Genomic DNA, 14401 nt, shown 5'->3' on the forward strand with positions numbered 1-14401 from the left:
GCACGGGGTAGGCGCGCTCCGCCTGCCCCGCCAGCCGCCAATGCGTGCAATTCCCCCTGGCCCCATTCCATGCAACCCTTCGGGGGAAACGTTTTCATGGGATGGAGGGATTCCAATGTTGTCTCGTTTTCGTCGTACCGCGCTGCTGGCGCTGATGGCCTTGTCACTGCCGGCCGGCCACGCACTGGCTGAAACGGCTGCCCCGCTGCGGGTGATGTCATTCAATGTGCGCACCCCCGTGGATACCGAACCCGGTCGCCGCTGGGACGACCGCCGCGATGCGATGGTCAGCCTGCTGCGCGAGCAGCATCCGGCGGTGTTCGGCACGCAGGAACTGGTGCAGAAGCAGGCCGATTACCTGGTGGCCCACCTGCCCGGGTACCGCTGGTTCGGCAAGGACCGTCGCGGCGGCAGCGGCGACGAACACATGGGCGTGTTCTACGACAGCGCGCAGCTGACGGTGGTGGAACAGGGCGATTTCTGGCTGTCCGACACGCCCGACGTGCCGGGCAGCATCACCTGGGGCAACCTCATGCCGCGCATGGTCACCTGGGCGTTGTTCCAGCGCCAGGCCGACGGCAAGCAGTTCTACCTGCTCAACACCCACCTGCCCTACCGCGACGAGGACGAGCCGCGCCGCGTGCTGGGCGCCGAGCTGATCGCCACGCGCCTGGCCACGCTGCCCAAGAACATCCCGGTGGTGGTCACCGGCGACTTCAACAGCGAACCGGGCAGCACCACCTATCAGGCCTTCACCGCAGCGCTGGGCGATGCCCGCAAGCTGGCCACCAAGGTGGAGGGCCCGCGCCTGACCTTCCACGACTTCACCGGCAAGCCGACCGTGGAACTGGATTGGATCCTGGTGCGCGGCCTCAAGGTCGACCGTTTCCAGACGCTCGACGATGCGCCCGGCGGCGTGCTGCCGTCGGATCATTATCCGGTGCAGGCCGACCTGCGCTTCCCGGCGGCGGCAGCGCGCTGAGGCACCCCGTCCAGGCCGTGCCGCACGTCACGGCGCGGCCTGGGCATCACGGCGGCCGCGGCAGGTTGGGATAGCGCTGGCCGGGCCACATCACGCCACGTCGATGCCCGCGGTGCGATACCGGCACCCTCCCACCCTGGAGATGCCCACCATGGCCCACCGCAGCCGCCTGGCCGGTTTCATCATAGATTGCCACACCACCCCCGCCGACGAGRCCGCTGCCTTCTGGTCGGCAGCATTGGGGTACCGCGCCCAACCGGCCTACAGCGAAGAGGGGGCCGAGTACGCCGACCTGGTGGGCGCACCGGCCGGGCTGAATGTGGAAGTGCAACGGGTAGAGCACGCGTCACGCGTGCATCTGGATATCGAAAGCGACGACATCGACGCCGAGGCCGCGCGGCTGGAAGCACTGGGCGCGCGCCGGATCGGCTTCGTCAAACGCTGGTGGGTGATGGAAGCCCCTACCGGCCATCGGTTCTGCATCGTGCGCATGCGCGATGGGCAGGAAGGCGCAACGGCCAACCACTGGGACTGATTCAGCGCATGCGTTGGCGGGCGCTTTCCCCCAACAGCCGGCACAGCGCCAGATGCTGGTCGCGCGCCTGGCAGACCCGGGCCACGATGGCCAGGAACACCCCGATCAGAAGGACGCCGATGGCCAGCAGCGTGTCGGGAAGCCTGGCAAAGCCAAGCGCCACCATCAAGGCGGCGAGCACCAGCAGAATGATCGCGCCGGGCGACAACGCAGACTGCCCGTTCTGGGCGGGCGCGGCGTCGCCTCGCCACGGGTTGGGTGTGATCATGGAAACGTCCCCGGTAAGAGGGACGCTTTGTATCACCTGGATTGATGTGTACGGCAGTGGCAAAGCCGCCAACGGCCCCTTTTCTGGCTCACTGTCGCGGCAAACTCTGACGCAGCGCACAGGTGAGGGCGGCCAGGCCGCCCTCACCTGCCAGGTCAGCGCAGCGTGCCGGCCACGGCCGGTGGTGCCGCATCCTGCTGCTGGCCCCAACCACCCAGAGCCTTGTAAACCCCCACAACGCTGACGTTGACCGTGGATTCGGCCGCCGCCAGTGCGTCGTCCGCCGCCAGCTGGGTGCGTTGCGCATCCAGCAGGGTCAGGAAGTCTTCCGAACCCTCGCGGTAGCGGATCTGCGCCAGCTGCTCGGCACGCCGCGCGGCCTGCGCCTGCTCGGCGACGATGGCCAGCCGCGACTGCTGCTTGGCATACCGGGTGAGCGCGTTCTCGGTGTCTTCCAGCGCCAACAGCACCGCCTTCTCGTACTCGGCCGCCACACCGTCGGCCTGCGCCTTGCTGGCACGCAGGCGCGCCCGCACGGTACCGAAATCGAACGCGGCCCAGCTGATCGACGGGGTCACCGACCACGCCTTGTTGGCACCGTTGACCAGGCCGCTGGCATCGCCGGACAGGAAGCCGACGAAGCCGGTCAGGCTGATCCGCGGGAACAGATCGGCCGTGGCCACGCCCACGCGGGCAGTGGCGGCGGCCAGGCGGCGTTCGGCACTGCGCACGTCGGCACGCTGGCGCAGCAGGTCGGTGGTGTCACCCAACGGCAGCTGCTTGGCGTAGGCCGGTACTTCGCGCGGCTGCAGCAGCTCGTCCAGTGCATCCGGACGCTGCCCCAGCAACACCGCCAGGCGATGCCGCGACTGCACTTCAGCCACTTCCAGCAGCGGGATGTCGGCCTCGATCGCCTTCAGGCGTGCGCGACTGCTCTGCACGTCCAGCTCGCTGCCGGCACCCAGTTCCCAGCGGGCCTCGGTCAGGCGCTGGGTATCGCGCAGATTCACCAGGGTGCGCTTGGCCACGTCGATGCGCTTCTGCGACCCACGCAGTTCGAAGTAGTTGCGCGCCACTTCGGCGGCCACGGTGACCTGGGCATCGGCAAGGTTGTCCTGCTCGGCCCCCAGGTCCGCACGCGCCGCTTCGGCGGCACGGCGCTGGCGACCGAACAGGTCCAGCTCCCAGCCGGCGTCAAAGCCGAGCTGGTAGGTCTCGCTGAAGACACGCTCGCCGCCCACGGTGGCATCGGGCTGCTTGCGGCGGTCGTAGCTGCCGCCGGCGGTGACGTGCGGCAACTGGTCCAGGCGTTGTTCGACGAACACCGCGCGCGCTTCACGCACGCGGGCCATCGAGATACGCAGGTCCAGGTTGGTGCCCAGTGCGTCGTGCACCAGCTGTTCCAGCACCGGGTCATCGAACTGTGCCCACCAGCTGGCCACCGGCGAGGCGGAGGTGAACACCGGCGCGGCGGCGCCCTGCAGGGTCACCGGTGTAGCCGGTGGCGCCTGGTAGTTGGGGCCGACGCTGACGCAGCCGGCCAGCAGCGCGCTGGTCACGGCCACGGTCAACAGGCGGATCACCATGGCAGCACCTCGCCGAGGTAGGTGAAGCTGCCGTTCGGGCCGTCGGCGCCGATCAACGCCATGCCCACGCTGGAGCGTGCGCCTTCGCTGATTTCGATCTCGCCTTCGCCACCGTTCATGTCGGTTTTGACGTAGCCCGGGTGCACGGTGTTGACCTTGGTGGTGCCCTCGCGCAGCTCATAGGCCAGCTGCACGGTCCAGGCATTCACCGCGCTCTTGGAGGCGTTGTAGGCCGGCACCGCGAAGCCATAGATCGGCGAACCCGGCTGGCTGTGCAGGGTCAGCGAGCCCAGGATGCTGGACACGTTGACGATGCGGCCCGCCGGCGAGGCGGTGATCAGCGGCAGGAACGCCTGGGTCACGGCGATGACCGCGAACACGTTGGTGTCGAAGGTGTCGCGCCAGGTCTGCAGGGTCTGCGCCGACGGGGCCAGCTTGATGTCATCGAGCAGGATGCCGGCGTTGTTGACCAGGATGTCCAGGCGGCCGTGACGTTCGGTCACGGTCTGCACGGCGGCGGCGATGCTGGCGGCATCACCCACGTCCAACTGGATCGCCTCCACCGGCAGGCCCTCGGCCTGCAGCTTCAGCGCCTCGGCCACGGCGACGTCGCGCTTGCGCCCGGCAAGCAGCGTATGCACGCCGGCCTGGGCCAGCTGGCGGACGGTTTCCAGGCCGATGCCGCGGGTGGCACCGGTGACCAGGGCGATCGTTTGGGTAGCGGTATTCATGTATGAAACCTCGCGGGGGATGGGATCAATGGTGGATGGTGGGTTCGCCGTGGGTCACCAGCTGCCCGCCGCCGTTACGGCTGACGAACTTGCGCAGGGCCACGTAGAACACCGGGGTCAGGAACAGGCCGAACAGGGTCACGCCCAGCATGCCGGCGAACACCGTGATGCCGGTGACAGAGCGCACCTCGGCGCCAGCGCCGTGCGAGAGCACCAGCGGGATGGTGCCGGCGATGAAGGCGATGGAGGTCATCACGATCGGGCGCAGACGCAGGCGGCAGGCTTCCAGCGCGGCCTCCACGATGCCCTTGCCCCCCATCTCCAGCTCCCGGGCGAACTCGACGATCAGGATCGCGTTCTTGCACGCCAGGCCCATCAGCACCACCAGGCCAACCTGCACGAACACGTTGTTGTCGCCACCGGTCATCCACACGCCGAACAACGCCGACAGCAGGGTCATCGGGACGATCAGGATCACCGCCAGCGGCAGCGACCAGCTTTCATACAGCGCAGCCAGCACCAGGAACGCGAGCAGGATGGCCACCGGGAACACGATGAAGGCGGCCTTGCCCTGGGTGGCCTGCTGGTAGCTCAGGTCGGTCCATTCGGTGGCCATGCCCACCGGCAGCACCTTGGCGGCGATGGCGGTGAGGTTGGTCATCGCTTCCGCCGAGGACAGCAGGCGCGGATCGGCCTCACCGGCCAGGTCGGCGGCCGGGTAGCCGTTGAAGCGCAGCACCGGGTCCGGGCCGAAGGTTTCCTTGACGGTGACCATCGAACCGATCGGCACCATTTCACCGCGATCGTTGCGGGTACGCAGCTTGCCGATGTCCTCGACGCTGTCACGGAACTGACCGTCGGCCTGGGCGATGACCTGCCAGGTACGACCGAACTGGTTGAAGTCGTTGACGTACGACGAGCCCAGGTAGGTCTGCAGGGTGTCGAACAGCTCGGTCAGCTGCACGCCCTGTGCCTTGGCCTTGACGCGGTCCACTTCGGCATCCAGCTGCGGCACGTTGGCCTGGTAGCTGGTGATCGGGAACGCCATGCCCGGCGTCTGCGCGACCGCACCCTGCATCGACTGCACCGCGTTCTGCAACGCGCCGTAGCCCAGGTTGCCCCGGTCCTGGATGAACATCTGGTAGCCGTTGCCGTTACCCAGGCCCAGGATCGGCGGCGGCATCATCGCAAAGGCAAAGCCTTCCTGCAGCCCGGCGATCTTCTGGTTGATCTCGGCGTTGATCTGCGCGGCGGTGCGGCCATGGCGCTCGTTGAACGGCTTGAGCGGAATGAACGCCACGCCGGTGTTGGGCGTGTTGGTGAACTGCAGCGCGTTCAGGCCGGGGAACGAGATGGTGTGGGCCACGCCATCGGTTTCCTGGGCGATCTTGGCGACCTTGCGCAGCATTTCATCGGTACGCGCGATCGACGAGCCTTCCGGCAGCTTCACGCCGGCGATCAGGTACAGCTTGTCCTGGGTCGGGATGAAGCCCGGCGGCACCAGCTTGAAGATGAAACCGGTACCCACCAGCAGCACCGCATACACCACGAACACCGCACCGCGGCGACCGAGGATCTTCGACACGCCGCGCTCGTACTTCTCCGAGCTGGACTTGAAGAAGCGGTTGAACGGACGGAACACCCAGCCGAACAGACGGTCGATGATGCGGGTCGGGGCATCCTTCGGCGCGCCATGCGGCTTGAGCAGGCGGGCGGCCAGGGCCGGCGACAGGGTCAGCGAGTTGATCGCCGAGATCACCGTGGAGATGGCGATGGTGACCGCGAACTGCTTGTAGAACTGGCCGGTGACGCCCGACAGGAACGCCATCGGCACGAACACGGCACACAGCACCAGCGCGATGGCGATGATCGGGCCGGACACTTCACGCATCGCCTGATGCGCGGCCGCCAGCGGGGTCAGGCCTTCTTCGATGTTGCGTTCAACGTTTTCCACCACCACGATCGCATCGTCGACCACGATGCCGATGGCCAGCACCAGGCCGAACAGGCTCAGCGTATTGATCGAGAAGCCCAGCAGGTACAGCGCACCGAACGTACCCACGATGGACACCGGCACGGCGATCAACGGAATGATCGAGGCGCGCCAGGTCTGCAGGAACAGGATCACCACCAGCACCACCAGCGCGATGGCTTCCAGCAGGGTGGACACCACGGCCTTGATCGAGTCGCGCACGAAGATGGTGGTGTCATACACCGCTTCGTACTTCACATCGGCAGGCATGGTCTTCTGCATCTCGTCCATGCTGGCCATCACCGCATCGCGGATCTCCAGCGCGTTGGCGCCGGGGGCCTGGAAGATACCGATGCCGACCGCGTTCTTGCCGTCCAGCTGCGAGCGCAGGGTGTAGTCGCCGGCGCCCAGTTCCACCCGGGCCACGTCCGACAGCCGCACCACTTCACCGTCGGTACCGCTCTTGAGCACGATGTCGCCGAACTCCTTTTCGCTGCGCAGGCGGCCCTGGGCATTGATCAGGGTCAGGAACTGGCTGTTGGGCATCGGCTCGGCGCCGAGCTGGCCGGCCGAGACCTGCACGTTCTGCTCGCGCATGGCACCGACCACGTCGCTCGCGGTCAGGCCGCGCGCGGCCACCTTGTCCGGGTCGAGCCAGGCGCGCATGGCGTAGTCGCCACCGCCGAAGATCTGCGCATCGCCCACGCCCTGGATACGCGCCAGGGCGTCCTTGACGTGCAGGCGGGCGTAGTTGCGCAGGTACAGGGTGTCGTACTTGCCGTTGGGCGAGGTCAGGTGCACCACCATCAGGAAGGTGGGCGACTGCTTCTGGGTGGTCACGCCTTGGCGGCGGACATCCTCGGGCAGGCGCGCCTGGGCTTGGGCAACGCGGTTCTGCACCTTCACCGCCGCTTCGTCCGGGTCGGTACCCGGGCGGAAGGTGATGGTCATCTGCAGCACGCCGTCAGAGCCGGCCACCGACTTGAGGTAGATCATGCCTTCGACGCCGTTGATGGCCTCTTCCAGCGGGGTGGCCACGGTTTCGGCGATCACCTTGGGGTTGGCGCCGGGGTACACGGTACGCACCACCACCGACGGCGGCACCACTTCCGGGTACTCGCCGATGGGCAGCATCGGAATGGAGATCAGGCCGGCGGCGAAGATCACGATCGACAACACCGCCGCGAAAATCGGCCTGTCGATGAAGAAACGGGAAAAGTCCATGGGTGGATTCCTGGGGTTTCACCATCGCCGGCGTGCACGACCCCGGCCGCTGTCACAGGTGACAGCGGTGGCGGGCTCCCCTGCACGGGGCGATGGCAGTCACGGTAGAGCCGACCGTGGGTCGGCTCCTACGTAGAGCCGACGGTCAGTCGGCTGCTCTTCAGTTCTTTGCGACAGCCGGCGCAGCGACCGGCGCGGCAACCGGCTGCATGGCAACGGCCTTGGCCTGCACCGGCATGCCCGGCATGAAGACCTTCTGCACGCCGTCGATGATCACCCGGTCGCCGGCCTTCAGACCCTGCTGCACGATGCGTAGACCGTCGGCATTGCGGCCCAGCGTGATGTCCTGGCGCTGTGCCTTGCCGTCCTTGTCGACCACGTACACATACTTGCGGTCCTGGTCGGTCAGCACGGCCTTCTCGTCGATCAGCATGGCCTGGAACTGGCCGCTGCCCAGCAGCTGCACGCGGGCGAACAGGCCCGGGGTGAAGGTGCGATCGGCGTTGTCGAGCAGTGCGCGGACGCGGATGGTGCCGGTGCTGCGGGTGACCTGGTTGTCGAGGAAGTCGACCTTGCCTTCGTGCGGGTAGCCGTCCTCGCCCGACAGGCCGACCTTGACCGGCAGATCGCTGTCACGCTCGCTCGGGCGCTCGCCCTTGCGCGCCATCTGGGCGTAGCGCAGGAAGGTGGCTTCGTCGGCATCGAAGTACACGAACACCGTGTCCAGCGACACCAGCGTGGTCAGCACGCTGGCGCTGTCGCCGGCGGTGACCAGGTTGCCGGCGGTCACCATCGCGCGGCCGGCGCGGCCGTTGATCGGCGCGCGCACCTTGGTGAACTCCAGGTTCAACGCGGCGGCATCCAGCGCAGCCTGCGCGGCCTGCACGCTGGCACCGGCCTGGTCTGCCGCGGCACGCCGCTGCTCCCAGGTTTCGGTGGAGATGGCCTGCTGGTCGGACAGCTTCTTGGCGCGTTCGGATTCGCTGCGGGCCAGGGTGGACTGGGTGCGGGCGCGCGCCAGTTCGGCACGGGCGCGGTCGTACTCGGCCTGGTAGCTGCGGGCGTCGATGGTGAACAGCACGTCGCCCTTCTTCACTTCCTCGCCTTCGACGTAGTTGACCTTGTCGATGTAGCCGGACACGCGCGGGCGCAGCTCGACGCTCTGCACCGCTTCAACGCGGCCACTGAAGTCGTCCCACTGGCTGACGGGCTTGATCAGCACCGGTGCGGCGCTCACCTGCGGCGGCGGCGGCATGCCGGCTTCTTCTGCGTGGCCACCGCTGCAGGCAGCCAGCACGGCGGCGGCGAGGATCGAGACGCCGGCCATGGCCAGCCGTCGGGTAAGACTATGCGGAGTGGAATTGGAGGAGGTCATGACATGCATCCGTACGGAGGGGTGGTATTCGGAAATCGGGGTAGTGCAGAACGTGGGTGGCGCATCCTGCGACCTCAACCTTGGTAGAGGTCAAGCAGCGCCAGCGGTGTCGCGCGACATCGGGGGAGGCCAATCCCTGTGCAGCAGGCCGCGCGGCAGTTCGGCATCGCGCGCATCGCAACGCACGATGGCGCGGTTGTCGGTACAGGTGTCCAGCAGCGATACAAGGCGGCGGCCCACCAGCAACGCGCTGGGCCACTCGATGCAGGCGTTGGCCGCATTGGCCGGGGTGCAGACCGGGTTGCACACTTCCAGCATCTGCGCGCGCACGCCCAGCGCCTGCGCTTCCTGGTGCAGCACCTGCGCGTACATGCGCGTGGCCGACATGGTGATGGACGATTCACCGTGCCCGGCCCACGGCTTGAAGCCGGCCGGACCGCCGATCAACACGTAGCGGCGCGGATGGGTGCCACCGCGCAGCAACGGCAACAGGTGGCGGCCGGCATGCACGTGCGGCATCACGTCGGCCTGCAGCGCCTGCAGCAGCGCGTCGCCACTGCGATCGGTCACCCGGCCGCGGTTGTAAGGCCCACCCATCGCATCGACCACGGCCGACAACGCGCGCCGGCGCGGCGCGATGCGCTCGGCCACGGTCTGCGCCGAGGCGTCGTCGCCGAAGGAACCCAGCAGGGTCTCCAGACCGGGCTCATCGGCGAACTGTTCCTGCAGGGCCGCCAGCCGACCGGGGTCGCGGCCGACCACCAGGACCGGGCTACCGGCCTCCAGCAGCGCAGCCACGATGCCCTGGCCGACACTACCGGTGCCGCCCAGAACAAGGACCTCGGGGGCCAGCGTCCCACTCATGGGACTTTCACTCCCGCCGCCGGGATAATCCCAATCCGGCCCAGTCGGCCCAGATCACGATTGCCCAGGCGCAGGCTGCCGCCGCGCTGCATCTTGGCGGGCGGGGTGAACTCTCGGAAAGCCTTGTAGGACAAGGACGAGGGCCGCTTCTCAACGGTCATCGCCAGGTCCAGCGGGGCTGTGCGGCCGGTCAGTACGCGGCCAAGAATGTTCCGCAACCACATGGCGGAGGTCCTTCAATTCGGGAATGGCGCCAGATTAGTCCTCAAACTCCCACTTGATTAGTCCGGATTAAGGGGAATAATCGTCCCGTACCCGGCACAATCTTTCGGGCACCCTATCCCCTCCCCGACTTCGGACCCGTCATGGCCCACGATCTCAACGACACGCTGATCTTCGTCAAGGTGGTCGAGCAAGGCAGCTTCATTGCCGCCGCCACTGCGCTTGGCCTGCCCAAGACCACGGTCAGCCGCAAGGTGCAGGAACTGGAAACGCGCCTGGGCGCGCGCCTGCTGCACCGGACCACGCGCCGGCTGGGCCTGACCGAGGCCGGGTCGGTGTACCACGAGCATTGCCAGCGCATCGCACGCGAACTGGAAGAAGCCGAAGGTGCAGTCAACCAGCTGCAGTCCGGTCCGCGTGGCTGGCTGCGCTTCACCGTGCCCTACTCCATCGGCATCACCTGGATCGCGCCGCTGCTGGGCGAGTTCCATGCGCAGTACCCGGAAATCCAGCTGGACATGCACCTGGGTAACGAAAAGCTCGACCTGATTGCTGGCGAAGCCGACCTGGCGTTGCGCGTGGGCACCCTGCCCGACTCCAACCTGGTGGCGCGCAAGCTGGGCAGCCTGCGCACCCAGGTGTTCGCCAGCCCGGCCTACATCGAGCGCTACGGCGAGCCGCTGCATCCGGACGAACTGCAGTTCCATCGCATCCTGGCGATGCGCAAGGCGCGCAACCTCAACAACAACCGGTTCTTCTGGCAGCTGGGCGAGAACGGCGGCGACCTGCGTGACTTCCCGGTCAATCCGCTGCTGGTGGCCAATGATCCCTCCGCGCTGAACGGTGCACTGGTGTGCGGCGAAGGCTTGCTGCTGACCGGTGACGTGATGGCCAAGCCATTCGTCGAATCGGGCATGGTGCGCCGCGTACTGGCCGGCTGGACCGGCCCTGAAGTGGACTTCAATGCAGTGTTCGCCGGCGGCCGGCTGGTCTCGCCGAAGGTGCGTGCGTTCGTTGATTTCCTGGTGGCCAAGCTCGACTTCGACGCCAACTACATGCTGGCGCAGTGCCCGAACGCGAAGTTCGCCAAGCAGCAGAATGCGCAGGCCGAAGAGGAACTGCAGGCCACTGGGAAGCGGATTCTGGAGACGGTCACCGCGACCTGATCGCGGGTTTTTTCCCTGCGGTGGATTGTCGATCCGCTGCCGCACAAGGCCGCCTCCGGGCGGCCTTGTCGCATCTGGCACTGTCTGCGCGGATTGTCGTGATCGGCGTCGTTGCGCACTGCATCCATCGCACTGCTGCGGAGGCGTTCAGCGCGAACTGCATCACGCCTTTGATCATTCCCATCCCTGTTTCTCCGACCCGCGTCACATTGAACGCCGTTCCCGCGAACCACTGCGCACTTCAACTGTCTACGCGGCGTTAGGTTCCGCCCCACGCGACCTGGCCAGCCCGGCCGGATGCACTGGAGGCGACACATGCACCACCCGTTCCGCGCACGGACCCAACCGCGCAAGACCCGTCTTTCCCTGTTGCTGGTGGCCCTGCTGTCGCCGCTGCCCGCGATGGCGCAGAGCACGGTCGGCGACATCCTCGGCCACGTCCCCGGCGCCACCCAGGGCACGGTGCAGATCCGGCACCTGGACGCTGGCACCACGCGTGAGACCCGGATCAACCCTGACGGCCGCTTCCGCCTGCCGGCACTGTCCACCGGCCAGTACGAGGTCCGCATCACCCGCGCCGACGGCAGCAGCGAGCAACGCCACGTAACCGTGGTGGCGGGCCAGACCACGCAGGCGGACTTCGCCCGGGCAGCCACGCTGGAGACGGTCAGGGTGCGCGCCATTGCCGCCGCCCCTATCGACCTGGGCAGCGTGGAAACGCGCACCACCTTCACCGCCGAGCAGCTCAACACGTTGCCGGTGGCACGCGACATCACCAGCATTTCGCTGCTGACACCGGGCACCGTGGCCAGCAGCAGCTTCTTTGGTCCGGCCTCGTTCGGTGGCGCCTCGGCGGCGGAAAACAGTTACTACGTCAATGGCTTCAACGTCACCAACCTGTTCGACAGCCTGTCCTTCTCCGAGGTGCCGTTCCAGGCCATCGACCAGCTGGACGTGCAGACCGGGGGCTATGGCGCACGCTATGGGTTCTCCACCGGCGGCGTGACCAGCGTCAACGTCAAGCGCGGCACCAACACCTGGAAAGGCGGGTTCAGCTGGACCACCGAGCCTTCCGCGCTGCGGGAGAATGCGCCGGACACCCTGCGCAGCGATGGCAGCATCCTGCGCTCGTACGACAACAACAGCAGGTCCAGCGACGTGGCCAGCGCCTGGGCCGGTGGCCCGCTGATCGAGGACAAACTGTTCGTGTTCGCGCTGGGCAGCCTGAGCCGCTCGGACAGCACCGCCTTCGGTGGCCGCACGGCCAGCGGCCCGCGTCGCGCCAGCGACCCGGACACCCCGGTACCACCCGCCTCGCTGTCGGCATCGGCGGAAGACTACCGCTCGCGCGACCCGTACTGGCTGTTGAAGCTGGACTGGTACCTCAATGACCGCAACCACCTGGAATACACCGGCTTCGACAACCGCCAACGCTACCGCTACGACTACTACGACGCCGACTACAGCAGCGACCAGCCCGATGCCGAGCCCGGCAAGAGCGACTATCGCGGCCGCAAGGAAGGTCGCGCCGGTGGCACCACCCATGTGTTCAAGTGGACCAGCCAGCTCACCGACGACCTCACCGCCAGCGTGCAGCATGGCCGCATGCGCAACCACACCGGCGAGTACACGCTCAGCCCGGACGGAAAGCGCGGCGACTACGAGGGCGACATCAACGCTCCCGATGGTGAATGCCCGTACGTGGTGGACCGCGTACTCGGCAAGCAGGTGGGCTGTGCAGTGGACAGCCAGCTGGGCCTGCGCAGCGGCAGCAACGAACGCCGCACCACCCAGGCCGACCTGGTCTGGCAACTCGGCAACCACCAGCTCGGCGGCGGCTACAGCCAGGAAGACTGGACCTCGGTGCAAGGCACGGCGTACTCCAGCGGTGCCTACTGGAACCTCTACGCGAACTACGCCCAGCGCATCAACTTCCGTACCGGGGGCGCGATCGGCGTCAAGCAGGCATCGTGGTACCTGGAAGACCACTGGCAGGTCACCGACCGGCTGATGCTGTACGCCGGGCTGCGCAACGACTCGTTCGACAACCGCAACGGCAGCGGCGCCACGTTCGTCAAACAGGACAACATCTGGCAGCCACGGCTGGGCCTGTCGTGGGATCCCACCGGTGACGGGGACAGCAAGCTGTACGCCTCGCTCGGCCGCTACTCGTTGCCGATCGCGGCCAACGTGGCGCTGCGCGCCGCCACCGCTTCGTACTACACGATGGACTACTTCACCTACGACGGGTACGACCCGGTGACGGGCAAGCCGAACATCACCGGCTCCTACCGCGATGGCAGTGCCGACAGTGTGGTCAACGGGGCCGACGGCAGCACGCCCAACCCGCGCGCGGTCGCCTCACAGGGGCTCAAGCCGTATACCCAGGACGAACTCATCCTCGGCTACCAGCGGCAACTGCACTCGGGTAACGACTGGGTCGATGGCTGGACCCTCGGCGCCAAGCTCACCCTGCGCCGGATCAACCAGGTGATCGATGACACCTGCGATTCGCGCGCGCTCTACAACGCCGCCAAGGCGTCCGGCTACGACGTCTCGCATTGGGACAGTGAGTGGGAAGTGCCCGGCGGCCTGCCCGGCTGTTGGCTGTACAACCCGGGCAGCGACCTGGTGCTGGACATCGACGTGGACGGCGACGGTACGCCCGACAGCATCCGCGTCCCCGGCGAGGACCTGGGACCGAAGGCCAAGCGCCGCTACACCTCCTTGACCCTGTCCGCCGAAAAGCGCACCGAACGCTGGTATGCCAGTGCCAGCTACACGTGGGCCAAGCTGCACGGCAACTACGAAGGGTTGGTGAAGAGCACCAACGGCCAGGATGACACCGGCACCACCTCGGACTTCGATTTCAAGGAGCTGTCTTACGGCGCCGACGGCTACCTGTTCAACGACCGTCGCCACAGCATCAAGCTGTTCGGCAGCTACCAGTTGAGCCCGCAGTGGCAGGTGGGCGCCAACCTGCTGGTGCAGTCGGGCACGCCGATCAGCTGCCTGGGCGGCGGCAACGGCACCTTCGGCACGGAATTCGGCTACCGCGGGGTATTCCACACCTGCAACGTGGGTGAGGACGACATCGCCAAGCTGGGCAGCAGCGGCCGTACGCCGTGGACGGCGACCTTCAACCCGAACGTGGTGTATTCGCCGACGGCGCTGGCCGGGCTGAGCGTGCAGCTGTCGGTGATCAACCTGTTCAATTCGGTCAAGCCGGTGCAGGTGTACGAGCAACGCTACGACGTCAATGCCGCCGGGACGATCACCGATTACTTCAACTACGGCAAGGCGCGCTACAACACCACCCCGCGGTACGCCCGGCTGCAGGTGCAGTACGACTGGTAAGAGCCGCGCAGACGGATGGGTTCATGGCGTACCGGCCAACGGCCGGTACCTACCGCAACCCCGCCCGTGCCGGCCGTTGGTCGGCATGGGCCCGCGAACGCACGGACGTGTTCATGACG

Annotated in this window: 11 protein-coding genes; 4 read left to right on the top strand and 7 right to left on the bottom strand. The window is 67.1% G+C overall.

Annotation, left to right across the window (positions count from 1 at the left end):
• The first annotated feature begins 115 nt into the window (after positions 1–115).
• On the top strand, positions 116–982 hold the full coding sequence (locus AC1DCJ_RS00995; protein WP_478069883.1) for an endonuclease/exonuclease/phosphatase family protein: 867 nt from the start codon (positions 116–118) through the stop codon (positions 980–982).
• A 151-nt stretch (positions 983–1133) separates the two neighbouring features.
• The gene (locus AC1DCJ_RS01000; RefSeq protein WP_478069884.1) at positions 1134–1517 is read left to right on the top strand and encodes a VOC family protein; all 384 of its coding nucleotides are present in this window, start codon (positions 1134–1136) and stop codon (positions 1515–1517) included.
• Position 1518: 1 nt separating this feature from the next.
• Here the strand turns inward: AC1DCJ_RS01000 and AC1DCJ_RS01005 are convergent, their stop codons facing one another.
• The 7 genes from AC1DCJ_RS01005 to AC1DCJ_RS01035 all read right to left on the bottom strand — a co-directional run bounded on the left by AC1DCJ_RS01005 (position 1519) and on the right by AC1DCJ_RS01035 (position 9761).
• The gene (locus AC1DCJ_RS01005) at positions 1519–1785 is read right to left on the bottom strand and encodes a hypothetical protein (RefSeq protein ID WP_241658870.1); all 267 of its coding nucleotides are present in this window, start codon (positions 1783–1785) and stop codon (positions 1519–1521) included.
• Positions 1786–1940: 155 nt separating this feature from the next.
• Entirely contained in the window at positions 1941–3371 is a 1431-nt protein-coding gene (locus tag AC1DCJ_RS01010) for an efflux transporter outer membrane subunit (protein ID WP_038688971.1), read from the bottom strand.
• Positions 3365–4102: an SDR family oxidoreductase gene (locus AC1DCJ_RS01015; RefSeq protein WP_137189203.1), complete on the bottom strand. Its 738-nt coding sequence runs from the start codon at positions 4100–4102 to the stop codon at positions 3365–3367. The genes AC1DCJ_RS01010 and AC1DCJ_RS01015 overlap by 7 nt, the downstream gene beginning before the upstream one ends.
• Before the next feature lie 25 nt (positions 4103–4127).
• The gene (locus AC1DCJ_RS01020) at positions 4128–7298 is read right to left on the bottom strand and encodes an efflux RND transporter permease subunit (protein ID WP_141058712.1); all 3171 of its coding nucleotides are present in this window, start codon (positions 7296–7298) and stop codon (positions 4128–4130) included.
• A gap of 160 nt (positions 7299–7458) precedes the next feature.
• A complete protein-coding gene (locus AC1DCJ_RS01025; RefSeq protein WP_478069885.1) occupies positions 7459–8673 on the bottom strand; it encodes an efflux RND transporter periplasmic adaptor subunit in 1215 nt (404 codons plus the stop codon).
• Positions 8674–8763: 90 nt separating this feature from the next.
• A complete protein-coding gene (locus AC1DCJ_RS01030; RefSeq protein ID WP_038688979.1) occupies positions 8764–9537 on the bottom strand; it encodes an SDR family NAD(P)-dependent oxidoreductase in 774 nt (257 codons plus the stop codon).
• Entirely contained in the window at positions 9534–9761 is a 228-nt protein-coding gene (locus AC1DCJ_RS01035; RefSeq protein WP_038688981.1) for a hypothetical protein, read from the bottom strand. Before AC1DCJ_RS01035 ends, AC1DCJ_RS01030 begins: the two co-directional genes overlap by 4 nt.
• Positions 9762–9902: 141 nt before the next feature.
• On the opposite strand from AC1DCJ_RS01035, the gene AC1DCJ_RS01040 reads away from it, so the two are divergent.
• Positions 9903–10925 (top strand): LysR family transcriptional regulator, encoded by a 1023-nt coding sequence (locus AC1DCJ_RS01040; protein WP_137189201.1) that lies wholly within the window; start codon positions 9903–9905, stop codon positions 10923–10925.
• Positions 10926–11240: 315 nt separating this feature from the next.
• Complete coding sequence (locus AC1DCJ_RS01045; RefSeq protein WP_478069886.1) at positions 11241–14282, top strand: TonB-dependent receptor; 3042 nt, start codon at positions 11241–11243, stop codon at positions 14280–14282.
• Positions 14283–14401: the final 119 nt, after the last annotated feature.

It is taken from the genome of Stenotrophomonas sp. 10N36 (genome assembly GCF_056395005.1).